This window comes from Streptomyces sp. NPDC048288, from assembly GCF_043201555.1.
Lineage (GTDB): Bacteria > Actinomycetota > Actinomycetes > Streptomycetales > Streptomycetaceae > Streptomyces.
On record NZ_JBICZD010000009.1, the window covers coordinates 359,802 to 385,780 of the forward strand.

Consider the following 25,979-nt stretch of genomic DNA (forward strand, 5'->3'; position numbering starts at 1 on the left):
GCCTCAGATGACCAGGTCGGCGGTGGCCGGCTGGGGGGTTCTGATCTGTTGGACGAGCTCATGCTCGACGAAGTGGGCGAAGGACGCGTACCCGCGCCAGATACGCCGCCACTCCCGCTGCACGGCCTCGGGGCCGGCGTCCCGGCGTACGCCGTCCAGGTGGCCGACGATGATGTCCGCGGACTGACGGGCGTGTCCCGCCGAGAGGTTGTCGATCGACAGGTGCGCCTCCTCGTAGGAGATGTCGAAGTGATGCCGGCGCAGCTTCTGGATCTCGTGGAGGCGCATCCGGCCGAGCCCGAACATCTCGATGCCGAGGTTGTAGCCGAGGATCTCGTTGTAGAGCGAGTCGGGGAACAGGGCCAGGCTGATCTGGTGGATGGAGAACCCGTACAGGTGATCGGGGAGTTCGTCCTGGTCCAGGAAGGCGTCCTGGCGGATGTGCGGCAGGTGGACGGACATGCTGGCCAGCACCTGGTGGATGATCGTGATGTGGTTCTTGGCGAGGTCGCCGCGGCCCATCTCGTCGGCGTAGATGGAGAAGAGCATGGTGTCGGCCTCGCGGTGGCGGCGGCCGAGGTTGCCGATCCGGTAGGCCCAGGTGCCGTCGATCAGGCTGCCGAGCGCGAAGGTCTTCTGGCCGAAGACGACCTCGTCGCGGTCCGGGATCTCGGTCAGCGGCTCGTAGGGGTCGACGAGCTTGTCCCAGTAGATGCGGTCGACGCGCTCCAGCAGCGACTCGGGGGTGTAGTCGAACCAGGAGGCGTCCGTGTGCCGGCCGTCGGCCCCGTGCACGAACAGCTCCTCCGCCTCGGCGAGTCCGGCCTCCGCGCGCTCCCGGGCGTGCGGCAGCAGGTGCGGGTGGTGCTCGATGTTGACGAGCCGGTGGAAGAACTCCCGGTCGTCGTCCAGTGCCGTCGGCCCGGCCGGGACCGTGACGATGTCCTGCGGCGCGGACCCGGCGAGCGCGGCACCCCATACGGCGGCCCGCCCGTCGCCCACCGTGCAGGGTGCGAGGTCCGGGTCGGGCGGGTCACCGGCCGCGACGGAGGCGGCCCAGGCGGCGAAGGCGGCGGCCTCCCGCTCGTCGAAGATGCCGAACATCGGCCCGCCGAACTTGATGGACTTGAGGAAGCGGCAGCTGCCGTCGGCGGTGGGGCGCAACTGGGGTGAGGCGCGGAACTCCCGCATGAACGCGGGCAGATCGAGTTCTCCGGACGACGGGGCGAACCAGTCGGTGAGCCGCTGCCGGCCGATCCGGACCCCTCGGTGCTGCCGTCCGGCGAAGGGCGCGTGCCGGGCGACGATGGCGGCGACCCTGGCGTCCGGGGAGAGCCCGGCGTGCCAGGCCGCGAACTCGGTGAGCATGGCGACGTGTTCGCGCTCCAGGCGCAGCACGAGGGTCACGGCGGCGAGCAGCCTGCGGCGGTCCTCGGCTCCGGTCGGCGAGCTGCGGGTGAACTCCAGGTACTCGGCGAGGGTCTCGCGCAGCTCGGCCTCCGGCAGGGCGGCCGGCGCGCCGGTGAGCAGGTCGTCGACGCCGAGCGCGAGCATCGCGAAGTGCACCCCGACGACCTCGGGGAGGAAGGCGGCGGGCAGCCGGGACAGCGCCAGATGGAAACAGGCGTGCCACTGGGTGAGCGGGCGGGCCTCGGCCCGGTGCAGGAAGTCGGCGGTCTCGATCTCGGGCAGGTACACCCCGAGGTCCTCCAGCCGGCGCCGGCGCCGGCGCAGCTGCCCGCGCTCGGGCTGCCCGGCGCCCAGCAGCCGGAAGTGCTGCCCGAACAGCCGGTTGACGACCACGGAGGGCTGGGTCGCCGGCTGCGACACGGTGTCCAGCCAGCAGCCGCCGAGCAGGGCGAGCGGGGCCCGCTGCCGCACCACTGCCTCATGGGTCTCGGCAGCGTTGTCCCGTAACCGGCCGACATCCTCCGCGAGTTCGCCCCGGACCCGGCCGACGCGCTCGGCGATGTCGTCGGCCGTGCCGGTCACGTCGGCCGCATCGGAAGGGGACGGCTCGGAAGGCTCGGGCAGGAACGCGGCCAGCACATGGCGGGCCAGCAGCAGGGTGGTGGGGGACTCCTGGTCGCGGAGCAGCCGGTGGAAGATGTCACCGGGTTCCGCCGTGCGCAGGGCCGCGGCCTCGGTGACCGTCTCGGGGTCGGCGGCGAAGGGCAGCCTCGGCAGGGACGTCGTCAGGTCGGGAAGCGGGAATCCGGCGGGGGCTGTCATCGCGGTTGCCTTTCGTCGTCGCCGGGTTCGTCCAGGACACCCGGTGTGCGCAGGAGTACGGCCGCCCGGGCCCCGGGCACGCTGGAGGCCAGCAGTTGGTGGCCCCCGGCCCGCAGCCGTCCGGCAGTCCCCAGATCGGCGAGGTTGATCAGCGGGTCGGCGGCGAAGCAGTGGCCGATCCGGGTGATGTTGTCGGTGAACAGCTGCCGCGGGGCGAAGCCCGCCTGGCGTTCCTTGAGCACCACGACCGGCATGTAGAGGTTCGGGTGGACCAGGTGGTCGAGGTCGCCGGTCTTCATGTCCAGCGGGGTGAGGATCCGGTCGTTGACCTCACGGGCCAGGTCCGGGCTGATCTCGTGGGACCAGTCGAGCGTGCCGGGCCGCTGGAGATGGGCACAGGCGACGATCTCATGGGCGCCGTCCAGGGGCCCGGCCTCGGCCGCGGCGACCAGGCAGGCGGCCGCGCCGTCGCTGAAGAGGGCGAAGTTCTCCATCCGGGTGCGCTCGTCGGTGATCCGGTCGGTCGTGACGACCAGGACCCTGCGGTGCTGCCCGGCCGTCACGAGGGCGTGCGCGAGTCCCACTCCCACCAGGAGGTTCGTACAGCGGTTCAGGGTGACACCGGTGCAGGTGGCGGCGGTCAGGCCGATGCCGGTGAGGATGTCGTCGGTGAAGGCGCCGTGGGTGCGCGGCCCGCCGGGAAAGCGGGTGGAGCACAGGATCAGCGCGTCGACGTCCGCCGGGTCAACGTCGGCAGTGGTCAGCGTGGCCCGGCCGGCCTCGACGGCCAGGTCCTGGAGAGTCCGTTCGGTCCGCCGGACGTTGCCCCAGCCCCAGAGCTCCGCCTTGGGCACCATGGCCAGTTCGCGGGCCCGTTCCGCCAGGCCCTCGATCCGCGAGTGGTGCAGCTCCGTCTCGCCCAGGACGTAGGCGGCGCCGCCGAGCAGGACGCGGCGGGCCGCCGTCATGCCCCGTCCCCCGCCGGATCGTCCGCCCGCAGGAGGGAGTTGGCCCGGGCGTACGGTACGGCGTCGGCCGTGTAGCCGAAGGTGCCGTGCTCGGACACCTCCTCGGCAGCGCGCAGAAACGCGCCCAGGGCGGCCCGGGAGAGGGAGGAGCCGAGGCTGATCCGCCGTACGCCGAGCGCCTGCAAGGCGGCCACGGACGTCTGACCGGGCCCGCCGGCGAGTACGTTCACGGGCCGGGAGACGGCGTCGAGCACCGCCCGGACGGCGTCGGCGTCGGGCAGGGCGGGGGCGAAGAGCACATCGGCGCCCGCGGCCTCGTAGGCCTGGAGCCGGCGGATGGTGTCGGGGAGGTCGGGGCGGCCGACGAAGTGGTTCTCGGCGCGGGCGGTGAGGGTGAAGGGGAAGTCCAGGGATTTCACCGCCTCGGCCGCCGCGGCCACCCGCTCGACCGCGGCCTCGAACGGGAGGATCGGGTCGTCGGGGCGGCCGGTGGAGTCCTCGATCGAGCCGCCGACCAGGCCGGTCGCGGCGGCGAGGCGGATGGTGGCGGCCACGTCGTCGGGGGTGGGGCCGAAGCCGTTCTCCAGGTCGGCGGAGACGGGCAGTGTGGTCGCCTCGACGATGGCCCGGGCGTTGGCGAGGGTCTCGTCGCGGCCCACCGAGCTGGTTCCGTCGCTGCGGCCCAGCGTGTAGGCGAGGCCGGCGCTGGTGGTGGCCAGGGCGGCGAAGCCGAGGCCGGTCAGCAGGCGTGCCGTGCCCGCGTCCCACGGGTTCGGGACGACGAAGGCCTCCTGCCGTTCGTGCAGCGCCCGGAACAGGGCGCCTTTGCGGTACTGGTCGGTGGGGTTCGTCGCGGTGTCCAGCTTGGCCTCCGAAGACACGGGGACCGCCTTTCTGTTCGCGTGGTCACACGGTCGGCTCAGTTCTCGCGGTCGCACGGTGCCGGCCGAGGCCGGGCCGACGGCGGGCTCAGATGACCTCCACGTGCTCCCACCGCTCACCGTCCGCGTCCCCGGTCCCTGACGTCACGGATCGTAGAACGGTCGTGACGCCGGTGGGGTCGGGGTCGAAGTGAAAATGGCCGCCGTCCACCCAGTGCGTCTGCGGCGGCCGGACGGCCTCCCGCGCCCACGGCCGCAGCGCGGCGCCGTCGACATGGGGGTCGTCCCGCCCGTTGACCAGCGTCACCGGAAGGTCCAGCGGCGCACCGGGGAGGTAGCGGTACCCCGCCACCATGCGGAAGTCGGCCCGCAGGGCGGGAAGCAGCAGTTCGGCGATCTCCTCGTCGTCGACCACCTCCGGAGGCAGCCCGCCGAAGAACCCGACGGCCTCCGTGAACGCCCTTCCCTCCAGCCGGGCCGTCTCCACGACCCGGCGCGTCGGCAGCAGGGACGGTGCCGCACAACCGGATGCGATCAGATGATGCGGCTGGGGATGCCCGCGCAGCAGCCGGGCCGTCTCGAAGGCCACCAGGGCGCCGAGGCTGTGCCCGAAGAACACGAACGGCCCGTCGGCGGCGGCCCGTACGGCTTCGGCTGCCCCGGCGGCCAGCTCCGCCACCGAGGCAGCCCGCGGCTCGCGGTGCCGCTGGTCCCGGCCCGGCGGACAGAAGGCGGCCACCTCGATGTCGTCGCCGAGCGAGCTCTGCCACCGCAGGAAGGCCCGGGGGCTGCCGCCGGCGTGCGGGAAGCAGAAGACGCGGGTGCGGGGGCCGGCGGCCGGGCGGCCGGCGGTGGCTGTCAGGAAAGGGAGGGCGACAGGCAAGGGATGTCTCCGATCTTCACCTGCGCGCAGCGGCCGTGTGACTGCCGGCCCCGGACTTGCTGCTGTTCCAGCCGACGTCGTGGGCCCGCGGATCGGAAGCCACCGAAGAGAAAACATTGCTTTTCATGATGCTCTGCACGGTCTTTGCGCCTTCTTTCCATAACCGGCTCGGGTGATGTTCGCCTGACGGAGGAGGAGTTGGCGATCTCTTCTGTAAATCAACCTTCCGCTACGTCATCGACAGGGGAAAGTTCTAGGATGGTTCGGGTATCAGCAATGCGGAAACCGGCGGTATAACTTTCATGGCAAATACCGAAAAAGATGATAAGTCGGACACTTGCGAGAGTGCTTTGCCCATCACGCCGAGACGTTCGGCAGAAACCCGCGCACACCCATCCGCAGAACTACGCGACATCAGCGAGAAGCTGGCCGAATTATCGCGCCGCACGCTCGACCAAGCTGTCCATCTGGCCACCGAACCTGCCCCTTCGGGCAACGGTGAAATGCCCTTGGCAGTCATCCATCTACGAGACGTGCGGGAGATCAACGAAGCTATCGAAGCCGCCCTGGAAGAGGCAGAGGACGAGATCCTGACAGCGCAGCCGGATGGCCCCCGGCCGGGGCCGGTCCTGGAAGACGCCCTGGAATCAGTGCGCGACCGCATTTCCGGCGGAGTACGCATGCGGACGCTCTACCAGCACACGGCACGCTTCGACGAGGCGACCAAAGACTACGTCCGCAGAATTTCCGAGCACGGTGCCGAGATACGGACCCTGGAGGAGTTCTTCGACCGGCTGATCATTATCGACAGGAGAACGGCGTTCATCTCCGAGAACGATGAACGCAGCGCGGCAGTCTCCATAAGGGAGCCTGCCGTGGTGAGGTTTCTGTGCGATGTTTTCGAACGCTCCTGGGTTCGCGCCGAACCCTTTCCGTTCATTCCGGCGGCCGCCACGGAGGCGGCCCGCGAAGTCATCCCCGCCATCCGGGAGTCGATCCGACGAATGCTGATCGAAGGGCACTCGGACCGGCACATCGCCCGTCGGCTGGGTATCAGCGAGAGATCACTCCAGGCGCATGTGGCCTCCATGAAGAAACAACTGAAGGCGCGCAACCGACTGCATCTCGGTTATCTGCTGGGCCGCAATGAGACCGTATACGTTCTCTAGCCTTCCGTGAGGCGACGGGTGACCTCGTCCGGGGGTACCACCGATGGGGTGGTACCCCCCGGACGAGCCGGCGGAAGGCCCGCCGGACTGACGGAGGTTCAGTCCGAGCCGGTGGACGAGGCCTCGGCCGCAGGTCCATGGACCGGACCGCCGCCCGCGGCGCGGGGCGCGGGGGCGGGAACGGAAGCGGGCGCGGGTGTGGACGCGGATCCGCCCAGCCGCGAGACCGCGACCCCGCCCAGGCACAGCGCGCCGCCCGCCACGGCCAGCCACGCAGGGACCTCCCCGAGGAAGATCCAGGACATCACGACGACCAGGGCCGGCACCGCGTAGGTGGTCGCGCCCAGCTTGCCCGCGGTGGTGCGGGCCAGGGCATAGGCCCAGGTGGTAAAGGCAAGAGCGGTGGGAAAAGCCCCGAGGTAGAGGATGTTCCAGCTCGCCGACAGGGGCGCACTGGAGACCTGCGACACCAACTGGCCGGAGAAAGGCAGACAGACGATGGTGCCGGTGAAACACGCGAATGCCGTGACCTGCAGAGCAGAAGCATGACGCAGTGCGGGTTTCTGGCCGACCACACCCACGCCATAGCAGACTGCCGCGAGCAGGCACAACAGCACTCCGCCGAGGGACGAATGCCCGCCGCTCGAAGTGGAGATCCCGACCACGATCGCGCCTGCGAACGAGACCGCCATTCCCGCGACCAGCATGCGGGGAAAACCCTCGCGCAGCAGCCATCCGCCGAGCAACGCGATCACCAGAGGTCCCACGTTCACGACCATTGCGGCGGTACCGGCGTCGACCTTCTGCTCTCCCCAGTTCAACGCCACCATGTAGGCGCCGAACCAGAACACGCCGGAGATAAGAATGCCTCGCCATGCCTCCCGTGGCGGGAAACCGACTCTTTTCACCAGGAGTAACACGCCCATGATGGCGGACCCGGTCAGAAGCCTCCCGAGCGCCAGTGCCCCGGGACTGAAATGATCGGCCACACCTCGGATGGAAACGAAGGCGGAAGCCCAGAGGGCCACTGTTATCGAAGCCGCCACCAAGGCACGTCGGTCGATCCGAGTGCCGTCAGCTGTCGAGTGATTCATATCGGCAACGTAGACCAGTGCTCCCACCCGGCCCCGGGCAGCCGAGGTGTTTCAGCCATCGGAAAGTTGCCGGATCGGTGACTGTCCGGGTGCCGTCCATGAGTACGGTGATCTCGTTCCATGTCTGTTTCCCTACGTTACGTTTCGATACGGCGAAGCTGCTGGACAAGCCGCCGCACGGTACCCATCCTCCTGAGCCCGCGCCCGCCGTTCGAGGCGGCGCGCCGGACTTCATGCCCGGGGCGGGCTCACTGCTTGACGGGGGTGACGCCCTTCATGCCGAAGCGGGCGGAGCACTGCTCGTCGGACCGGTCGCTCGCGTTCCAGACGCAGATCCACATGGTGTGGCCGACATCGGGGACGAAGCTCGTCTTCGCGGCGCCCCAGTCGGCCTGGAACGTGTACGCCACGCCGTCGTTGCGGTAGAGCTCGGCGCCGCAGGACTGGTTCAGGGAGGTGTTGAGCACGCCCGCCAGCTCGCCGGAGCCGTTGTCGTCCAGCCAGGCGGAGCAGGCGGCGTCGTTGCCGACCCAGGAGGTGTCCGCCTCGGAGCCCTTGACCTGTGCCGGGTCGTCGCTGCCGTTGATGCCGCTGATCGACGACGAGGTGACGTGTACGGCGGCCGCCGAGGACGCGGCGGCCGTGGCGGTCGTGGCGGGTGCGGAGGGCGGGCGTCCGCCGGACGCGCTCGGCGGGACGACCGTGTCCGTGCCGCCCGTGCCGCCCGTGCCGGTCGGCGTCGGACGGGCGGACCCGGTGGTGGGCGAGGCCGAACGGCTCGGGCTCGCGGAGGACGTCCGCTCCGTCCCGGCCACGGGCTCGACGACGGCCGACGCGCTGTCGCCGGACGACCGCACCGCGCCGTTCCGCGAGTGGAGAGACGGGGTGAACACGAACGCCGCGACGGCACCGAGGACGATCGCCGCGGCGGCCGCGATCAGGAGCACGCGTTTGCGCGGGAGGCGAGGTGCCGGGGAGGACGGGGAGGACGGGGAGGACGGGGACACGGTCTCGGACGTCGGACCGGCATCCCGGTCCGGTGGCGGGACCGTCTCCAGCTTGCCGACCGGCGTCGTGGCGAAGGCACGTCGCGAGGCGATGCGCGCCATGACCTCCGACGGCCAGGAGGGAGCGGGAGCGGGCAGGTGCGCGTGGGCCGCCTCCCTCACCTCGGCGGCGGTGGGGCGGGCCGCGGGGCCGGTCGCGAGACAGGACGCGACGAGGGCGGCGAGGTCGGCGTCCACGGCACGCAGCGGCTCGGTGTCGGGGACGACGCCGGGCGTACGGCCCGAGGCCGCGAAGAGCAGCAGCGCCCCGAGCGCGTAGACGTCCGCGGGCGCGTCCACGTCCTCGTCCCCGGCCTGCTGTTCCGGGGCCGAGAACCCTTGCGTCCCGTAGCTGCCGCCGCTCCTGGTGAGCCGGGCCTGGTCCGCGGCCCGCGCGATGCCGAAGTCGATCAGTTTCACGCCGTCCCGCACCAGCATGACGTTGCCGGGCTTGACATCGCGGTGCACGATCTCGTGCGCGTGCACGGCCGACAGCTGCGCGGCCGCCTCGGCCAGCAGCAGCCACAGCGCCCCGGCGGGCAGCGGGCCGCGCAGCCGGACCGCTTCGTCCACGGTGAGCCCGGGTACGTACTCGGTGGCGAACCAGGGGCGTTCCGCGGTGCCGTCGCTCGCCAGCACCCGTGGCCCGATCCCGGCCGGCACCCGGTAGAGGATGCCGACCTCGCGTTCGAAGCGCTCACTGGAGACCAGCCGCGGCCGGACCCGCTTGACGGCGGCGTAGCCCTTGCCGGACGCCCCGAGATAGACCTCGCCCATGCCGCCGACACCGAGCAGGCCGATGATGTTGAAGCTGCCGATCTCCTGCGGATCGTCCGGGCCGAGCGGTTCGGCGACCGTGCCGTCCATCATCGGCAGTTTCCCCGACCGCTCGCGTTCACGGCGGGCAGGCTATCGAGCAAGTAGAGGCCATGCAATACGAGTTGACAGCGAGCGCGCCCTCGCCCCGGCCCGGCGTGCACGTCCGCGGGAGGACCGGTCCCCGCGGTGCGTTCCTACACTGACGCGAGCCGAGCCGGAGGTATGTGACATGGCGTACGGAAACTTCCCACCCCGGATACTGCCTCCGGGCAGCCCCTCCGACAGGGTGCCCTCGGCGCCGCCGGGGACGATCTTCGTCCTGGGTACGGAGGGCGGGTACGCCGTGCCGCCGCGCCGGTACACCCTGCTGTTCGGGCGCGACCGCGAGGACGTGCATGTGCCGGTCGGCGTCGACGACCCGACCGTCAGCCGGCGGCACGGCGTGTTCACCTGCACGGGGACGGACGGCGACTGGTGGCTGGTCAACACGGGCAATCTGCCGATCGAACTGCCCGACGGGGTGCTGATGCTCACCGGCCACAAGCGGCTCATGGAGTCCGGGTACACCCCGCTGGTGATCAACTCGTCCAGGCAGCGCTCCCATCTGGTGGAGGTCCGTGTCGTCGACGAGGACGACCGGCACCCCCGCTCCACGAGCGGTGCGGAGACCGTGGACCCCGAGACGGTCTACGAACTCTCCCCGCAGGAACGGCTGGTGCTCACCGCGCTCGCCCGGCGCTACCTGGAGGGCCACGACGCCTTCCCGCTCCCGCTGGCCTGGGAGGACACCGCCCGTCTGGTCAACGCCTCCCCGTACGTGACCAAGTCCTGGACCTACAAGTCGGTCGCGAACACGGTCGAGGACGTCCGCGAACGGCTGCACCGCCGGGGGGTGCGCGGACTGCTGCGCGACGAGGTCGGCGAGCCGGTCGGCTCCACGCTCAGTGTCAACCTGATCAGGGAACTGCTGAAGACGGCGACGCTGACCGCCCAGGACCTGGAGTTGCTCGCCGTCAGGGACTGAGCGGAACGCACGGTGCGTGCCCCGGCCGGTCCTCGGCCGGGGCACGCGGCGTTTCTCAGCCTTCCGCCTCGCCCCCGGTTCCGGCGTTGTACGTGACGTGCATGGTGCCGTGCTCGACCGCGAAGACGGCTGCCTGGTCCTCGGCCGAGTTCTTCTGCTGCTCCTGTTCGGGGTGGTGCGTCGTGGTCGTCACCTGGTTGTTGTCGCCGACGATGAAGGTGCCGGAGACATCCCCCGTGTGGATGTCCCCGTGTGTCGATTCCGCGGGCATGCCGGGCCCTTCCTCTAGTTGGTCTCAGGCATCGCAATCGGTCTGCAGACGGGCTGCGGCCGAAACCATCACCGATGCCTGACTCGACGTGTCGATCACGGAACCCTCCGGATCGTTCGCGTACGCCTGGTACTGGCTCTCCATCTGCTGGACGGACGTCAGCATGTCGTTGAGGTCTGATTCCACGGAGCTGTCCTGGGCTTGCGAGACGGCCCCCTGAAGCGTGGACTCGACGGCCTGAAGGTCGCCGATGGCGGTGTCGAGGCCGGAGAGCAACGCACTCTTGTCAGGAACCGTGGACGTCAGACCCGAGTTGTGGTCCTCCATGGCGCTGTTGTACGAGTCGATTTCGTCGGACACGAGGGAATCGTCGGTCTCGAACTGCTGGATCTCCGGCATCAGATCCGGGAGCCCGGCCGCGCACACGGGATCGACGCTGGGCGTGGACGAAGCGCTGTCGCCGAAGCCCGACGTACTGACGGAACTCGACGCGACGGCTGAGGACGAGTTCGGCTGATCGTTCGCGTAGACCGCGGCCCCCACCCCCAGCACGGCTGCGGCGCCGAGCGCGCAGGCGAGGGCGAGTGCCGATATTCCGCCCTTCGCACCGGCCGCGCCGACGGCCGCCAGCCCCGTGTGGCCCGCGCTCGTCGCGGTCGGGGCGGTGCCCGCGGCGTGCGGCGAGTGGGTGACGGAGGAATGCGCCGAGAGGTCGATCCGCTGCGGTATCGGTGCGGCCGAGTGCGCGCCGGTCGCATGGACGGCGACATGCGGCTGTGCGGAGGCGTGGGACAGATCGACCACCGGCCTCGCCGCGTGCGCCGGCACGGACGCGTGCGCGGGCACGGATGCGTGTACGGGGGCCGAAGTGGCCGACGCGGGGACGGTCGCGTGGGTGACGGCGTGCGTGCCGCCCACGCCGTGCGTCGCGGTGACCGCATGGGCCGACGGGGCGACCGCATGGGCCGTCGGTGTGACGGCCGACGCCGCGCCGGCGGCCTGCTGACCCGCCGCATGCGCGTGCAGGGCGGTGAGTTCCCGCCACAGCACCTCCGCCTCCAGCACCAGGGCCGTCGTCTGCGCGGCCCGCCCGAGCGCTCTGCGGCGGGTGCGGGCCTCGTGCAGGAAGAACTCCTCGCCCTCCTTGTCCCCCGCGCTCCGCGCCGCCGACCAACCGGCTCCGAGCAGGCTGCCCCAGGCGTCGAACTGCCGGGACAGTGCCAGCTTCGGCGAGGCCGCACGGGCCAGTGCCGCGCCCAGCGGCGCGTGCCCGCTTCTCTCCGCCCGCAGCACCACGGCGTCCAGGGCCTGGAAGTGGGCCGCGATGTCGTCCGGGGTGGTGTCCTTCGCCTCGACCCACGTGGTGAGGGCCCGGCAGAGCCGATCGGCGGGGAACACCGTCTTCCGTACGTTCAGCACGCACTCGGCGACGTCCGGCGGACAGCTGTAGCCGGTCTCCGAGGCGAGCAGCAGACCGTGTCGCACCAGACCGTCGGCGAGCGCGTCGGCGTCCGGCAGGCCGAGCAGCTCGTTCAGGTGCCGGGCGGCCAGCTCGGCGCCGGACAGCGAACCGAGCAGGTACAGCAGGTCGCGTTCCTGCGGACCGAGCCTGTTGAGCAGCGCGGGAAGGAGTTCGGGGAGGTCGGCGATGCCGGGCAGGCCCTTGCCGGTCGCGGCCGACAGGGCGATGCGCCGCAGCCGCAGCGGGTTGCCGTGCACCGCGTCGCACAGCGCGGGGACGATCCGTGCCTCGTCCGGCCGCAGTGCGCGCGGGAGCAGCGCCGCCACCAGTTCGGTCGCCGCCGGGGCCGTCAGCCCGTCGAGCCGGATCGCGTGCACGCCGTCGAGGGCGGACCGCTGCTGCGCGGTGAAGACGAACGTGGACTGCTCGGCCATGTCGAAGAGCCGGCGCAGGTCCTTCTCGTCGAGTCCGGCGTCGTCCAGGTAGATCCGCAGCCGCAGGGTCTTCAGATGCTCTTTCAGCACCTCCAGGGACGGCTTGTAGTTCGGCGCGTCGAAGCTGATGTCGAAGAGTGCCTGGGCGAGGTCGTCGGCCGTGCGTCCGCCGGCCTCGACGTAGGCGGCGCCTTCGGGTCCTCGGGGCAGCTCGCGCGCGAGATGGCGCAGCAGCGCGCTCTTGCCGACCCCGGACGCGCCCCAGACCTGCACCAACTGCCGTGTCCCGACGGCCTCTCGCAGGACCTCCACGTCCCGTGCCCGGCCGATCAGCGGCTCGCCGGCGGACCGCGGCAGCTGGGAGATCGGCCGGCGCTTGACCGGGTCCGGCAAGGGCGCCCCCTGCACGATGCTCACGGTGTTGTTGCTGCCGACGACCACCGTTCCGGAGACGTCGCCCACCCGGATCCCCCCGGAGGCCTCCGGAGCACCGTTGTTCTCTGGCATCTGCTTCCCCGTCCTCTCCAACGCCCGGGTCCCGGCACTCGGCCATGCTGACGCCGGCCCGTCCCGCGAACCCGGCGCTATTACGTGTTCGGTGAGATCGCCGGCGATCCGGCGGGCCCGGCCGCGACGGCGATCCGGGCGAGGTGCTCCAGGTCGAGGATCGTGACCCTGCGGTAGCCGGTCACGACCGCGCCCGAGTCCCGCAGCGCCCGCAGGGCCTTGTGGATGGACGACTCGGCGGCGCCGACCAGGGTGGCCATCTCCGGCTGGGACAGCGGGAGATGGGCTTCGTTGCGGCCGGGAGGCCCGTAGATGACGGCCAGGTGGTGCAGGATCCTGGCCAGCCGTCCGAGCACGTCGCACCCGGTGAAGTCGACGATCCGGCCGGTCGCCGTGCGCAGCTTGGCCACCACGCTCGCGCTGAGCGCGAGTCCGATGCTGGGGTGCTGTTTCGTGCACTCCAGGAGTTCGGAGCGGAGGATGTAGCGGGCCAGCACCCTGCCGCAGGCGGTCACGGTGCCGACGCGCGGCTGGCCGTCGATCCCGGCGAACTCCCCGACCAGGTCCCCGGCCATCCGCACGGCCAGCAGCGCCTCGCGGCCGTCCCGCGCCCGCGCGGTCACCTTGACCATGCCGCCGAGCAGGAGCAGGGCGAAGTCCGAGGTGTCGGCCTCCAGGATGGTGATCTGACCCGCCGGGTAGGCCACGCCGTGACCGAGTCCCATGAGGACGGCACGGTCGGCCTCGTCGACCCGGCCGAGCAGCCCGGCCGGCGGCCAGTAGGCCACGGCCCCGCGCACCCGTGTGTTGCTCATCGGCCACCTCTCTTCCCCGTGCCGCCGAAGCCGCACAAGCCGTATTAGTAGCCGGTCTACCCGGGGACCCCTCCTCTACGGTCGCGTCCATCATCTTGTCGACATCGGGTGACCGGGACGCCGGCACATCGCTCCGTCGAAGTGCCTGCCCCCGTCGTGATCGCGGAGGAACTGTGAATCCGAGGTACGCCTACCGAGCCCTTCTGACCTGCGACATCGTCGGTTCCGCGGGCCGCGGCCAGCAATGGCAGCAGGAGATCCGCCGAGTCCTGCGCACCGCGCTGTCCGACGCCCTCGACGTGGCGGACCTGGACGCGCGGGACTTCACGTACGTCGACACCGGCGACGGCTTCCAGCTCGTCGCCCCGGCCGCGCTGCCCAAGGCCGGACTGCTGGTCCCGCTGCTCCCCGAGTTGAGTGCGCGGATCCGCGAGCACAACCGGCAGGCCCCCGTGGACGCCCGGCTGCGGGTGCGGGCCGCGGTGCACGCGGGCGAGATCCTGGTGGATCCGGAGGGCACGGTCTCGGGCGCCCCGTTCGAGGCGCTGTCCCGGCTGCTCGACTCGGCCCCGCTGCGGCAGGCGGCCCTGACCGGTACCAGTGGCACCCCGGTGGCCGTGATCCTCTCGCGGCACTTCTACGAGGAGACGGTCGGGCACGGCTACGAGGGGCTGGAGGCCGACGCCTTCACCGCGGCGGACGTCCGGGTCAAGGAGTACGCCGCTCGGGCCTGGCTCTGGTATCCCGGCAGCCCGGTCGGACCGCGGGTCGATCCCGGCCGGGACTCCGGTTCCGGTTCCGGTTCCAACTCCAACTCCGGCTCCGGTTCCAGCTCCGGTTCCGGTTCCGGTTCCGGTTCCAACTCCGGCTCCGGCTCCGGCTCCGGCTCCGATCCCGGTTCCGGCGAGCGGCCTTCGGAACCCGGGCCGCGGACCGCGGAGCAGTTCGTCCAGGCCGGCGGGAACGGCACGGCCTTCGCCGTCCACCGCGGCAACCAGTACATCCGCCACGACGACCGGGGTTGATACGCGCCGATGAACGAGGAACTCGCCGAGCTGGCCGCGAGCGGCGCCACCGCTCTGGTCACCGCAGTGGGCACCGATCTCTGGCAGGAGGCGAAGCGGCTGATGAGCGGCATCCTCGCCCGGGCTCGCGGCGGCCGCCGCGACGAGCTGTCCGGGGCGCTGGACCGGCAGTCGACCGCCGCGAGGGGAGCGGTCGACTCCGGGTCCGTGCGCTACTGGACCGAGGCCCTGTCCCAACTGCTCGACCGGAACCCGGAGTTCGCCCCGGACGTCAGGGCCCTGGCCGCGCTGGGATCACGGGACAGGCCGGACATCGCGATCCAGGTCAACTCCGCCACCGATTCGGGTGAGGTGTTCGCGGTGCAGCACGGTAACCAGTACTTCGCCGCCGGGCCGAAGTCCCGCGATTCCCGGGAACGGCCGTGAGCCGGCACGAGGGCCGGCGGGACGGCCTGATGAACGGCCGCGTACGGGCGGCACTGCTCGTGGCCGTCGTCATCGGGGCCTTCGTCGAGGTCGGCACGCCGCATCGACAGTACGGCCCGTTCGTGGACGTGTTCGCCCTCGCGGCGGTGGGGGTCGTCGGCGCGGCGTCCGTACTCGGATCCGAGTCCGTGGCGACGCTCGCCCGGCAACGGGACCGGCTCGAACAGGAGGCCCAGTCCGCTACGACGGCTCCGATCTGCCGCTATGTCACGGGACCGGTGGCGCCGCAGCCCCGGTCCCAGCCCCAGCCCCCGAGGCCCCGGCCGATCCTGCGCGAGCGGCCGACCGACCTGAGCGTTCCCCGCTTCGGCGACGGCGCCCGGGCCCAGGGCTGTCCCTGGCTGCTGCCGGAGCGGACCGTACAGAACGGGATCGCCGCCGACGAGGCCACGGTCGGTGCCTTCGCCATCCGCGCGGCCTCCGTCATCGGGCCCGGCCACCGCTGCGCCCGGCCCGCCGAGCCGCGACAGGACTCCTACCGGATCGGGCGGAGCCGGGACAGCCGGTACGCGATCCTCGCCGTGGCCGACGGCCTGTCCAGCGCGGCCTGGTCCGACGCCGGGGCCACCACGGCCTCCAGCCAGGCCGTCACCCTGCTGCGCGAGCAGGTCGAGACGCGGGGCTTCGGCGGCCTCGACGGAAAGGAACTGTACGGACGGATCGCGGAATCGGTCGCCGCGCACGCGGCCGGACGCGGCGTCGCCACCTCGCAGGTGGCCACCGTGCTGATCACCGCGGTGCTCGCGGAGCCGGACGCGAACGGCGTCGCGGAGGCCTGGATCGCGTGGCTCGGCGACAGCTCGGCCTGGACACTCGATCCGCGCCTCCCGCTGTGGCGGACATCCGGCGGCGACACCAAGGACCGCGCGGCCGCGGTCGTCTCCAACGAGGTCGCCGGGCAGCTGCCGGACACCCCGCAACTGGCCAGGGACCACTACGTCTCGCTGGCCCCCGGCGCCGCCCTCGCCCTGGTCACGGATGGGATCGGCGACGCGTGGGCGGACCCGGCCGGCGACGTCAACGCCTACTTCGCGAACGCCTGGCGCTCGCCGGTGCCGGCCACCCGGTTCACCGCCGACGTCGGCTTCGACGCACCGCAGTGCCTCGACGACCGTACGGCCGTCGTGGTGTGGAACGGTGGCCGGGCATGACGGAACCCCCTCTCCTCGACGGCGCCGACGGCCGTGTCGGCGATGGCGACTCCCAAGGCGACGGCCACGGCGACGACCACGGCCACGACCACGGCCACGGTCCGGTGGCCGATCCGCGAGGCTGGGAGTTGCCGCGGACCGTGGCCGTCGACGAGCTCGGGCCGTTGGCCGAGCCGATCTCCGAACACAACGGCCAGGCCGTCGCCGTACGACCGCTGGAGGACCATCCGGGCTGGCTGGCCAAGCTCTACCGGCCGGACCAGCACCCGGAGGACGCCCGCCGGCTCGACCTGCTGATCGCGGCTCCGGGCACGCTGCCCGAGGCGGAGCGTGCGGCCCTGTACGCCGGGACCTGCTGGCCCGCGGCCCGGATCCACGGGCCCGGCAACCCGGCCGTCGGCTGCGTGATCCCGATGGCGCCCGAGCAGTACCGTGCCGAGCTGCGGCGCGGCGCGTTCAGCGAGCGCCGCTTCGTGGAGATCGACTGGCTGGCGAAGTCCGACGAGTCGATCCGGGGCATCGGGCTGCCGTCCCCCGGCTTCGCGGGCAGGCTGGACGCCTGTCGCCGGCTGACGGAGCTCGCCGCCATCCTGGAGCGCCTGGGCCTGGTCTACTCGGACTGGTCGTTCTCCAACGCCTTCTGGAGCCCGGACCGGCGTTCCGTCTACCTCATCGACGTCGACGGCTGTCAGCCCAAGAAGATGCCCGACATCCACCAGCCGAACTGGGCCGACCCGCTCACCCCGCCGGGCACCGACGCGGACGAGTTCACCGACCGCTACCGGCTCGGGCTGCTCGTCGCGAAGAGCATGACGGGCCTGCGTGACGCGCGGGTCTTCCACACCGTCGCCGGGTCGCACTGGCAGAACCAGCCCGCCGTCTCCGAGGTACTGCTCGACATGCTGCTCGCGACCGACCGCGAGCGACGGCCCTCGGCCGCCCAGCTGCACCAGGCGCTGAACAGCGGGCCCTATCTCAGGACCGTGCCGCGTCCTACGCGCACCGCGCTGCCTCCGCTGCCCCCCGCCGGCGCCGCCACGGCCGTGAAGAAACACAAGTCGGCGCCCGTCGAGCCGGCATCGGCACCCACGGCACCCACGGCACCCACCGTGGAGAAGCCCTCGTCCACCTCGCACGACGTATGGATCGTCGTGCTCGTCGTGGCCGTGATCCTGCTCCTGGTCATCGCCTCCACCCACTAGCCCAGAGGTGCACCATGTCACTCTGCCTTCCCACCTATGTGGTGATCGACGCGTCCTCGTCGATGAAGCCGCACGAGGCGGTGCTCAACGCGACCCTCTCCCGTCTCCACTACAACCTGGCGACCAATCCCCGCGTCTCGGAGTTCGCCCGGGTCTGCGTGGTGGCCTTCTCCACCGATGTGCACGTGGTGATCCCGATGTCGGACATGGAGCAGGTGCCGGCCATGCCCGAGGTGATCTGCGGCGGGCGCACGGAGTACGGCAAGACCTTCGACCGGGTACGGGAATGCATCGAACAGGATGTCAGCGACCTGAGGGCGCAGCACTTCAGCGTGTTGCGGCCGACGGTCTTCTTCCTGACCGACGGCGGTCCGACCGACGCGCGCTGGCAGAACTCCTTCCGCACGCTGGTGGACCGGGACTGGCCGCGCCATCCGCACGTGATCGCCTACGGCTTCGGCGGCGCCAAGCGCGACGTGCTGGAGCAGGTGGCGACCAAGGCGCTGTTCATCGCCGACGGTTCGGACACCGAGTCGGCGCTGAGCGCGGCGATCACCGGTCTGCTCAACACCCTGATCGCCTCGTCGAAGACCGGTCAGATGCAGATCGCCACCGACGTCAGGGGCTTCGAGTACGTCCAGGTCGCCCAGGAATACGTGGACTGATGGGGGACGTCGACCCGCGTGCCGCGTCGTCCTGGGCACCGCGCGCCTCCGTCGGACTGACCGCGCTGGCCGTGGCGCTGCTCACCTGCGGCGCCGCGATCGAGGTGACGGGCAATGTCCTCGACTCCGCCGCGAAGGGCTACGGCGGCGACTCGCACCCGGTGAGGACGGTGCCCCCGACCCACGGGCGCTCCCGCACCTCGCAGGCGCCGTCGCCGTCGCCGCACCATTCGCCCTCGTCCTCACCCACCGATCTGCCCGGTTCCAGTCCCAGCACCAGTCCCACCGCCAGTCCCAGTCCCAGTTTCGGTTTCAGTGTCACCCCCACTGCCACAGGGGACTCGTTCACCAGGCAGTAGAAGGCAGGAGAAGGCAGGGCCGGCCGGTGGATGCCGGTCACCCCTCCGTCAGCCACGCCCGCGTGCCGAAGGAGGCGCACGCGCGGGACGCCACCGCCGCGGCTCGCGCCAGGGCGTCGGTGAAGGACGGGGCGTCGAGGGTGGCGTGTGCGGTGAGGTGGTGGGTGAGGGCGCCGTGCAGGACGTCGCCCGCGCCCAGGGTGTCCACCACCCGGGTCTCGGGGACGTGGACGAGGCCGCCGCCCCCGGGACCCGCCCAGGCGATGGGCGCTCCGCCGTCGGTGACGGCGGTCCAGGTCACCCCGTGGTCCCTGAGGAAGTCCAGGGTCTCGGCGGGGGTGGTGGTGCCCGGCGGGTGGAAGTCCGCGGAGCACACGGCGACGTCGATGGAGCGCAGCAGCCGGTCCGTGCCGTCCTTCCAGCTGCCCGCGTCGAGGACGGTGGGCCGGCCGGCGGTGCGGGCGGCGGCCGCGACGGCGAGGGCCAGCTCCATGTGATGCCCGTCGAACTCGGCGATGTCGCAGGACGCCACCAGTTCGTCCAGGTCATTGAGATCATTCAGGTCGTCCGGATCGGTCGGGGGACGCAGCCGCCGGCCGGTGGCGTTGGTCGAGGCGACGGCGCGTGCGCCGGTCGAGGCGGTGACCAGGATCGAGGACACCGCGGGCGGCTCCGCGCGCCCGGCGGCCAGGTCGGTGACGCGCACCCCGAGCGCGTCGAGGTCCGCCCTGATGCCGAGGGCCAGCGGATGCGAGCCGATGCCGGTGAGCAGATGGGGCCGGCCGCCGAGCCGGCCGAAGGCCACGGCCGCTCCGGTGGCGGGTCCGCCCGCGGCGACCACCTGCTCTCGGGCCGTCAGTTTCTCGTCCGGCCCGGGCACATGGTCCACCAGCTGGATGACGTCCAGGGTGCACAGGCCCACGAAGAGCCCCTCGGTCCTCGCCACGCGGCCAGTGTACGCAACCAATTTCCCCGGCCAAGAAACATAAAAGTCCACAGGTCGCGGTCGCCCCCTTCGGCTCACCTTTCCACAGCCCCGCAGACCAACCCCCGCACTGGGGTACTTTGTTGATTCGCCGCCGGTCGACACATCTTTCCGTATCCGGCGCACACGCAATCGGTTTTCTGTGAGAAAACAGTGAGCCCGATGGAGGGTGCATCAACAGTGAAACCTCCTTCCCCCGGGGCCATCTCGTCGCTCCGCGGTATCCAAGGTGTCACCCACGAGTCCCGGCAGAAGACGCTGGGCCCGGTCACCAGAGTCCCCGTCCGAGCCCTGAGCACGGAACACACCGTGCGGGCGTCAGGAGAGTGCACGGAACACACCAGGGCGATATCCGCCGTACTGGCAGAACTTCCGCCGATCATCGTGCATCGCGCCACGATGCGCGTTATCGACGGATTACACAGGCTGCGCGCCGCCGAACTCCGCGAGTGGGAGTCCGTGGCCGCGCACCTGGTCGACGGAGAGGAGATCGACACGCTCATCCTCGCGGTCCAGACAAATCTCAGCGGCATTCGGCCGCTCTCACCGACCGACCGGAAAGCGGCCGCGGCGCGGATCATCGCGCTGCGGCCGGACTGGTCGGACCGGGCCATCGGCCCGCTCACCGGCCTGTCGGCGAAGACTGTGCGCGAGGTGCGCCGCGCCCAGTCGACCGCCGCACCGGCCGCGCAGACGGAGCGGGTGGGCAGGGACGGACGGGTCCGGCCGGTCAACCCGGCGGAGCGGCGCAGAAGGGCCGCCGAACTGATCAGGCAGGCCCCGGACACGCCCCTGCGGCAGATCGCGAAGGCCGTCGGAATATCACCGGAAACGGCCCGGTCGGTGCGGAACCAGCTGCTGGAAGGCGCTGACCCGCCCGCGGAAACGGCTCGGGAGAACACGGTGCCCGTGACGTCGGCGGCGCCCGTGCCACCCACGACGCCCGCCGTGGCGCTCGCGACGCCCCGGCAGGGCACGGCACTTCAGCGGCTCTCCGCGGATCCCTCGCTCCGCTACAGCGAGAACGGCCGGACCCTGCTGCGCATGCTGAAGGCCCACAGCATGACCGAGGAACAGTGGACGGCCCTCATCAGAGGACTCCCCGCCCACCGCCGGCAACTCGTCGCGAAAGCCGCGCTGGAGTGCGCGAGGGGGTGGTCGAAGGTAGCCACGGAGCTGGCCCGCAACACTTCCTGACCGGCATGTCCAACCGGGGGCACGCACCACTTGGACATGGTGATATCCCGTTACGATGACCTGACCATCGCACAGGAATTCCGGCCCTTTCGCCCATCAATTCTGCGAGGTGTCATCGTGACGGGAGACCAGGATCTCCGACGCCGAAACCGCGCCGTCGTCGAGGACTACATGTCCAGGAAAGGCGAGGGGCGGCTGACCCGTTATCTCCTCTTCGTCGAGGAGGGCAGCGGCGGCCTCTACACCGCCGACACCGAAGAACCGATCGTGTCCCGCGGGCACGAAAAGCTCAAGGCGCACGGCGCATGGTCGCTGAGGTGTTTTCCCGACTGGGTCTGGTACAACGTCCAGATCTTCGAGACCCAGGATCCCGACCGGTTCTGGGTCGAGTGCGACGGGACCGGGCAGATCCTCTTCCCGGGTTATCCGCCGGGGGTCTACAGGAACCACTTCATCCATTCCTTCCTGCTCCGGGACGGGAAAATCGTGGAGAACCGCGAGTTCATGAACCCGTACAACCAGCTCCGCGCACTCGGCATCGAGGTGCCGGTGATCGAACGGTCCGGCATACCCACCTGAGCTCACGGAACCAGGAGTTCGAGTGAAGACCGAACCGACGACGGCCCAGGAACTGGTCGGCATCGTCACCGGCGGCTGGCGGGCCCAGGCCGTCCATGCCGCCGCCGTGTTCCGCCTGCCCGACCATGTCGAGGCGGGCCTGGCCACCGACCCCGAACTGGCCGCGGCGAGCGGGGTGCCCGAGCAGGGGATCCGCCGGCTGATGCGGCTGCTGGTGGCCATGCGGGTGTTCGAGGAGGACCCCGCCCTCGGCTACCGGAGCACCGAGCTGAGCAGAGCACTGCTCGACCGCGCCGGGACCCTGCGCGACATGTGCCTGCTCTACGGCGCGGAGTTCTACACCGCCTGGGGCCGCGCCGCGGACTGCCTCCGCACGCTCACCGCCGGCTTCGAACTGGTCCACGGCGAGCCCCTCTACCCCTACCTCGACGGGCATCCGGACCTGGCCGACCGGTTCCAGCGGACCATGCGGGCGGGCAACCTCTTCTTCGACCGGGTGCCGGACGTCTTCGACTTCTCGGGCGGCAAGACCGTGGTGGACTGCGGCGGCGGCAACGGCCATCTGCTGTCGGTGCTCCTCGGCGCCGCCCCGGACGCGCGCGGCAAGCTCGTCGACCGCGACCACGTGATCCCGCTCGCCCGCGCCCACCTCGCCGGGACCGTCGGCCCGGACCGGGTCGAGCTGTTCGGCGGGGACATGTTCCGGGCCGTACCCGAGGGCGGTGACGTCTACGTCTTCTGCCGGGTCCTGGCCGGCTGGTCCGACGACGACGCGGTGACGGCGTTCACGCACTGCCGGCGGGCCATGGCCGGTCCCGCGTCCCGGCTGCTGATCCTGGACCGGGTGGTGGCGGACCGCGGCTCCACCGTGCTGCCCGCCCTGTGGGACCTGCACCTGCTGATGACCACGGGCGGCGGCCACCGCTCCCTGGACCGGCTCCGCTCGCTCCTCGACCGGGCCGGCTGGCACCTCGAACGGACCGCCGAACTCCCCATGGAGCACACGGCGTTGATCGCGGCACCGCGTACGGGGACGGACACCGGCCGATGACCGGGATACCCGCCGTCCGCCCCTACCCGCTGCCCACCGCCGACCGCCTGCCGAAGAACGTGGCGACCTGGACGGCCGACCCCGAGCGCGCGGTGCTGCTCGTGCACGACATGCAGCGCTACTTCCTCACCGCCCTCCCCGACCCGCTGCGCACCGGCCTCGTCACCAACGCGGCGGCGCTGCGCGGGCGTTGCACGGCCCTCGGCGTGCCCGTGGCGTACACCGCGCAGCCCGGCGGGATGTCCGACCGGGACCGCGGCCTGCTCCGGGACTTCTGGGGACCGGGCATGCGCACGGACCCGGCGGACCGGGCCGTGTGGCCCGGACTCGCCCCGGCCGACGGCGACTGGACGATCACCAAGTGGCGGTACAGCGCCTTCTTCCGCTCCGACCTGCTGGCCCGGCTCCGCGAATCCGGCCGCGACCAGCTCCTGCTGTGCGGTGTCTACGCCCACATCGGCGTCCTCGCGACCGCCGTCGAGGCGTTCAGCCACGACATCCAGCCCTTCCTCGTGGCCGACGCCGTCGGCGACTTCTCGGCGGCCCACCACCGGATGGCCCTCGACTACGTGGCGGAGCACTGCGGAATGGTGGTCGCCACCGAGGAGGTGCTCCCCCGGTGACCGACCCCGGTGACCCGCTCGACCGTGTCCTGGCGGCCCCGGAACCCCCCGCGTTCGCCCTGCTGTACCGGCCCGAGCACGATCGCGGCACCGTCGACGTCCTGACCGGGGAACTCACCCGGCCCGTGTCGCTCGCCGGCCTCCCCGTGGGCCCCTGCACCTGCGGCGCGGAAACCGGGGCCCCCTCCTGCGAGGTCCTGGCGCTCGTGCCGTACCGGCAGCTCGCCGAGCGCGGGTTCGCGGCGCCCGACGACGGCGAACCGCTGCTCGCGCTCTCCGTCGCCGCCCGCCGGACGGTACCGGTCCCCGAACTCCTCGCCCGGCTGCCCCACTTGCCGACACCGACGACCGGCCGCGGCTTCGACCTGGGCGACGAGGCGTACGCCGACACCGTGCGCCGGATCGTCACGGACGAGATCGGCACCGGCGAGGGCGCCAACTTCGTCGTCAAGCGCACCTTCCGGGCGGCGATCCGCGACTACACGCCCCGCCACGCGCTCTCCCTCTTCCGGGAACTCCTGAGCCGGGAGCAGGGCACCTACTGGACCTTCCTCGTGCACACCGGCGACCGCACCTTCGTCGGCGCCACCCCGGAACGCCATGTGTCGCTGCGCGCCGGGACCGCCGTGATGAACCCGGTCAGCGGCACCTACCGGTATCCGCCGGCCGGCCCGACGCTCCGGGGCGTCACCGGGTTCCTCGCCGACCGCAAGGAGCGGGACGAGCTCTCCATGGTGCTCGACGAGGAGCTGAAGATGATGGCGCGGCTCTGCGAGAACGGCGGCCGGGTGAGCGGGCCCCGCCTCAAGGAGATGACCGGGCTGGCGCACACCGAGTACCTCGTCGAGGGCCGCACCGACCGCGACGTACGGGACATCCTGCGGGAGACCCTGTTCGCACCGACCGTCACCGGCAGCCCGCTGGAGAGCGCGGCCCGGGTCATCAGCCGGTACGAGCCGGAGGGGCGGGGCTACTACGGCGGTGTCGCGGCCCTGATCGGCCATGACACCGGCGGGGCCCGCACCCTCGACTCGGCGATCCTGATCCGCACCGCCGACATCGACGCGGGCGGCCGGCTGCGGATCGCGGCCGGCGCCACGCTGGTGCGCCACTCCGACCCGCTGTCGGAGGCCGCGGAGACCCGGGCCAAGCTCTCCGGCCTCCTCGCGGCACTGGACGGCACCGGCCCGACGCCCACGGCAGCCGCCCCGCACGACGGCGGCACCGCGCGGTTCGCCCACCACCCCGAGGTCCGCGCCGCGCTGGAGCACCGCAACACCGGCCTCGCCGCGTTCTGGTCACGGGACCGCGCGCCCCGCCCGCTGCCCGGGCTCCAGGGGCTCAAGACGCTGGTCGTCGACGCCGAGGACGCCTTCACCGCGATGCTCGGACTGCAACTGGAGTCGCTCGGCCTGAAGGTGACGATCCGTCGCTTCGACGAACCGCACCTCGGCGACCACGACCTGGTCGTACTCGGCCCCGGCCCGGGCGACCCGCGCGCCGACGGCGACCCGAAGATCCGCCGGCTGCGGGCGCTGGCCGACGGCCTGCTGGCGGACCGCCGCCCCTTCGTCGCCGTCTGTCTGAGCCATCAGGTGCTCAGCAGGCGGCTCGGCCTGCCCCTGGTCCGCCGTGCCGTGCCCCACCAGGGGGTGCAGCGGGAGATCGACCTGTTCGGCGTGCGCGAGCGGGTGGGCTTCTACAACACCTTCACGGCCGTCGGCAGCGGGGACACCCTGCGCGCGGACGGAGTCGGCCCGGTGGCCGTGAGCCGTGATCCGGGGACCGGCGAGGTGCACGCGCTGCGCGGCGACCGCTTCGAGTCCACCCAGTTCCACGCCGAGTCGGTGCTCACGGTCGACGGGCCGCGGATCCTGGCCGGCACCGTCGAAAGGGCTCTGGGACATGCACGTTGACATCGTGTGGTGGGACCTGGCCGGGTCGGCGGCCACCGTCGACTCGCTGCGGGCGGACCTGCGGGACGGGACCGTCGAGCGGTGGGCCCAGGTGCCCGGTCTGCGGCTGAAGTTCTGGATGGCGGACCGGGAGCGCGGCCGCTGGGGCGCGGTGCTGGTGTGGGAGACCGCCGACCGGCCCGGGACGCTGCCGCCGAACCGCGCGGCCGAGCTGATCGGCTACCCCGCCACCCACCGGACCGGGTTCGAGATCGAGGCCGTGGTGGAGGGGGGCCGGGATGCATGAGTACGTGGTCGTGGACGCGTTCGCGGGCCGTCCGCTGGAAGGCAACCCCGTGGCGGTCTTCTTCGACGCGGCCGACCTCACCGCCGGGCTGATGCAGCGCATCGCGCGGGAGCTGAACCTGTCGGAGGTCACCTTCGTGCTGCCCGCCGAGCGGGGCGGTGACGCCCGGATCCGGATCTTCACCCCGGTCAACGAACTGCCGTTCGCCGGCCATCCGCTGCTCGGTACGGCCGTCGCGCTCGGCCGGGCCCTGGACCGCGAACGCCTCCGGCTGGAGACCGGCATGGGCGTGTTCCCGTTCGGGATCCGCTACGACGGGGCGGTCGCCACCGTCGAGATGCGCCAGCCGGTGCCGACCTGGGCGCCGTACGAACACGCCGGGGAACTCCTGGCGGCGCTGGGCGTCGAGTCGTCCACCCTCCCCGTGGACGTCTACCGCAACGGCCCGCGCCATGTGTTCGTGGGGCTGCCGGACATCGAGGCGCTCTCCGCGCTCGACCCGGACCACCGCGCCCTGGCCCGGTTCCCGGACATGGCCGCCAACTGCTTCGCCGGCGCCGGCACCCGCTGGCGTACCCGGATGTTCTCCCCGGCCTACGGCGTCGTCGAGGACGCGGCCACCGGTTCCGCGGCCGGTCCGCTCGCCGTCCATCTGGCCCGCCACGGCCTCGGCGGCTACGGGCGGGAACTGGAGATCCTGCAGGGCGTCGACATGGGCCGCCCGGCACGCATGCTCGCCACGGCCGAGGGTTCCCCGGACCGGATCGACGAGATCCGGGTCGCCGGCCAGGGCGTCGTCGTGGCCCGCGGCACCCTCTGCGTGTAGCCGGATCACCCGTCCACCCACCC

General features: G+C 71.7%; 25 protein-coding genes. 15 read left to right on the forward strand and 10 right to left on the reverse strand.

Going from position 1 to position 25,979, the window contains the following annotated elements; genetic code table 11:
• Positions 1-3: 3 nt before the first annotated feature.
• The 4 genes from ACGFZS_RS31730 to ACGFZS_RS31745 form a co-directional block, all read right to left on the reverse strand.
• Positions 4-2,232, reverse strand: coding sequence for an iron-containing redox enzyme family protein (locus tag ACGFZS_RS31730; protein ID WP_393797944.1), 2,229 nt, complete (start codon positions 2,230-2,232; stop codon positions 4-6).
• On the reverse strand, positions 2,229-3,200 hold the full coding sequence (locus ACGFZS_RS31735) for a 3-oxoacyl-ACP synthase (RefSeq protein ID WP_393797945.1): 972 nt from the start codon (positions 3,198-3,200) through the stop codon (positions 2,229-2,231). Before ACGFZS_RS31735 ends, ACGFZS_RS31730 begins: the two co-directional genes overlap by 4 nt.
• Positions 3,197-4,081 (reverse strand): isocitrate lyase/phosphoenolpyruvate mutase family protein, encoded by an 885-nt coding sequence (locus ACGFZS_RS31740; protein WP_393797946.1) that lies wholly within the window; start codon positions 4,079-4,081, stop codon positions 3,197-3,199. The genes ACGFZS_RS31735 and ACGFZS_RS31740 overlap by 4 nt, the downstream gene beginning before the upstream one ends.
• An 88-nt stretch (positions 4,082-4,169) precedes the next feature.
• On the reverse strand, positions 4,170-4,964 hold the full coding sequence (locus ACGFZS_RS31745; RefSeq protein ID WP_393797947.1) for a thioesterase II family protein: 795 nt from the start codon (positions 4,962-4,964) through the stop codon (positions 4,170-4,172).
• Between the two features lie 302 nt (positions 4,965-5,266).
• Between ACGFZS_RS31745 and ACGFZS_RS31750 the strand changes: the two genes are divergently transcribed.
• A complete protein-coding gene (locus tag ACGFZS_RS31750) occupies positions 5,267-6,133 on the forward strand; it encodes a LuxR C-terminal-related transcriptional regulator (RefSeq protein WP_393797948.1) in 867 nt (288 codons plus the stop codon).
• Between the two features lie 98 nt (positions 6,134-6,231).
• On the opposite strand, the gene ACGFZS_RS31755 is transcribed toward ACGFZS_RS31750, so the two are convergent.
• Together ACGFZS_RS31755 and ACGFZS_RS31760 are read right to left on the reverse strand one after the other, a co-directional pair.
• The gene (locus ACGFZS_RS31755) at positions 6,232-7,227 is read right to left on the reverse strand and encodes a DMT family transporter (RefSeq protein WP_393797949.1); all 996 of its coding nucleotides are present in this window, start codon (positions 7,225-7,227) and stop codon (positions 6,232-6,234) included.
• 248 nt (positions 7,228-7,475) lie between these two features.
• On the reverse strand, positions 7,476-9,143 hold the full coding sequence (locus tag ACGFZS_RS31760; RefSeq protein WP_393797950.1) for a serine/threonine-protein kinase: 1,668 nt from the start codon (positions 9,141-9,143) through the stop codon (positions 7,476-7,478).
• 178 nt (positions 9,144-9,321) lie between these two features.
• Here ACGFZS_RS31760 and ACGFZS_RS31765 point away from each other — a divergent pair, with 178 nt between their 5' ends.
• Positions 9,322-10,116 carry an FHA domain-containing protein gene (locus tag ACGFZS_RS31765; protein WP_393797951.1) on the forward strand — a complete coding sequence of 265 codons (795 nt, stop codon included), beginning with the start codon at positions 9,322-9,324 and terminating at the stop codon, positions 10,114-10,116.
• Positions 10,117-10,171: 55 nt separating this feature from the next.
• On the opposite strand, the gene ACGFZS_RS31770 is transcribed toward ACGFZS_RS31765, so the two are convergent.
• The 3 genes from ACGFZS_RS31770 to ACGFZS_RS31780 all read right to left on the reverse strand — a co-directional run bounded on the left by ACGFZS_RS31770 (position 10,172) and on the right by ACGFZS_RS31780 (position 13,605).
• Positions 10,172-10,387 (reverse strand): hypothetical protein, encoded by a 216-nt coding sequence (locus tag ACGFZS_RS31770; RefSeq protein ID WP_393797952.1) that lies wholly within the window; start codon positions 10,385-10,387, stop codon positions 10,172-10,174.
• 24 nt (positions 10,388-10,411) lie between these two features.
• On the reverse strand, positions 10,412-12,790 hold the full coding sequence (locus ACGFZS_RS31775; RefSeq protein WP_393797953.1) for an ATP-binding protein: 2,379 nt from the start codon (positions 12,788-12,790) through the stop codon (positions 10,412-10,414).
• Between the two features lie 80 nt (positions 12,791-12,870).
• Positions 12,871-13,605: a Crp/Fnr family transcriptional regulator gene (locus ACGFZS_RS31780; protein ID WP_393797954.1), complete on the reverse strand. Its 735-nt coding sequence runs from the start codon at positions 13,603-13,605 to the stop codon at positions 12,871-12,873.
• A 173-nt stretch (positions 13,606-13,778) separates the two neighbouring features.
• Here ACGFZS_RS31780 and ACGFZS_RS31785 point away from each other — a divergent pair, with 173 nt between their 5' ends.
• Genes ACGFZS_RS31785 through ACGFZS_RS31810 form a run of 6 tightly spaced genes read left to right on the forward strand, consistent with a single transcriptional unit; the run spans position 13,779 to position 18,493 of the window.
• Entirely contained in the window at positions 13,779-14,630 is an 852-nt protein-coding gene (locus tag ACGFZS_RS31785) for a hypothetical protein (RefSeq protein WP_393797955.1), read from the forward strand.
• Between the two features lie 9 nt (positions 14,631-14,639).
• Positions 14,640-15,056: a hypothetical protein gene (locus tag ACGFZS_RS31790; RefSeq protein WP_393797956.1), complete on the forward strand. Its 417-nt coding sequence runs from the start codon at positions 14,640-14,642 to the stop codon at positions 15,054-15,056.
• On the forward strand, positions 15,053-16,267 hold the full coding sequence (locus ACGFZS_RS31795) for a protein phosphatase 2C domain-containing protein (RefSeq protein WP_393797957.1): 1,215 nt from the start codon (positions 15,053-15,055) through the stop codon (positions 16,265-16,267). The genes ACGFZS_RS31790 and ACGFZS_RS31795 overlap by 4 nt, the downstream gene beginning before the upstream one ends.
• Complete coding sequence (locus ACGFZS_RS31800) at positions 16,264-17,469, forward strand: hypothetical protein (RefSeq protein ID WP_393797958.1); 1,206 nt, start codon at positions 16,264-16,266, stop codon at positions 17,467-17,469. Before ACGFZS_RS31795 ends, ACGFZS_RS31800 begins: the two co-directional genes overlap by 4 nt.
• Before the next feature lie 14 nt (positions 17,470-17,483).
• The gene (locus tag ACGFZS_RS31805) at positions 17,484-18,134 is read left to right on the forward strand and encodes a VWA domain-containing protein (protein WP_393797959.1); all 651 of its coding nucleotides are present in this window, start codon (positions 17,484-17,486) and stop codon (positions 18,132-18,134) included.
• Positions 18,134-18,493, forward strand: a complete 360-nt coding sequence (locus ACGFZS_RS31810) for a hypothetical protein (protein WP_393797960.1) — start codon at positions 18,134-18,136, stop codon at positions 18,491-18,493. Before ACGFZS_RS31805 ends, ACGFZS_RS31810 begins: the two co-directional genes overlap by 1 nt.
• Before the next feature lie 37 nt (positions 18,494-18,530).
• On the opposite strand, the gene ACGFZS_RS31815 is transcribed toward ACGFZS_RS31810, so the two are convergent.
• Positions 18,531-19,439 (reverse strand): PfkB family carbohydrate kinase, encoded by a 909-nt coding sequence (locus tag ACGFZS_RS31815; RefSeq protein ID WP_393797961.1) that lies wholly within the window; start codon positions 19,437-19,439, stop codon positions 18,531-18,533.
• Positions 19,440-19,640: 201 nt separating this feature from the next.
• On the opposite strand from ACGFZS_RS31815, the gene ACGFZS_RS31820 reads away from it, so the two are divergent.
• Genes ACGFZS_RS31820 through ACGFZS_RS31850 form a run of 7 tightly spaced genes read left to right on the forward strand, consistent with a single transcriptional unit; the run spans position 19,641 to position 25,956 of the window.
• The gene (locus ACGFZS_RS31820; protein ID WP_393797962.1) at positions 19,641-20,675 is read left to right on the forward strand and encodes a ParB N-terminal domain-containing protein; all 1,035 of its coding nucleotides are present in this window, start codon (positions 19,641-19,643) and stop codon (positions 20,673-20,675) included.
• 36 nt (positions 20,676-20,711) lie between these two features.
• Positions 20,712-21,254, forward strand: a complete 543-nt coding sequence (locus ACGFZS_RS31825; protein ID WP_393797963.1) for a PhzA/PhzB family protein — start codon at positions 20,712-20,714, stop codon at positions 21,252-21,254.
• A gap of 22 nt (positions 21,255-21,276) precedes the next feature.
• Positions 21,277-22,305, forward strand: coding sequence for a methyltransferase (locus ACGFZS_RS31830; protein WP_393797964.1), 1,029 nt, complete (start codon positions 21,277-21,279; stop codon positions 22,303-22,305).
• The gene (locus ACGFZS_RS31835; protein ID WP_393797965.1) at positions 22,302-22,928 is read left to right on the forward strand and encodes an isochorismatase family protein; all 627 of its coding nucleotides are present in this window, start codon (positions 22,302-22,304) and stop codon (positions 22,926-22,928) included. Before ACGFZS_RS31830 ends, ACGFZS_RS31835 begins: the two co-directional genes overlap by 4 nt.
• Positions 22,925-24,844 carry an anthranilate synthase family protein gene (locus tag ACGFZS_RS31840; protein WP_393797966.1) on the forward strand — a complete coding sequence of 640 codons (1,920 nt, stop codon included), beginning with the start codon at positions 22,925-22,927 and terminating at the stop codon, positions 24,842-24,844. Before ACGFZS_RS31835 ends, ACGFZS_RS31840 begins: the two co-directional genes overlap by 4 nt.
• Positions 24,834-25,130 (forward strand): hypothetical protein, encoded by a 297-nt coding sequence (locus tag ACGFZS_RS31845; RefSeq protein WP_393797967.1) that lies wholly within the window; start codon positions 24,834-24,836, stop codon positions 25,128-25,130. Before ACGFZS_RS31840 ends, ACGFZS_RS31845 begins: the two co-directional genes overlap by 11 nt.
• A complete protein-coding gene (locus ACGFZS_RS31850; protein ID WP_393797968.1) occupies positions 25,123-25,956 on the forward strand; it encodes a PhzF family phenazine biosynthesis protein in 834 nt (277 codons plus the stop codon). The genes ACGFZS_RS31845 and ACGFZS_RS31850 overlap by 8 nt, the downstream gene beginning before the upstream one ends.
• The last annotated feature ends 23 nt before the right edge of the window (positions 25,957-25,979 follow it).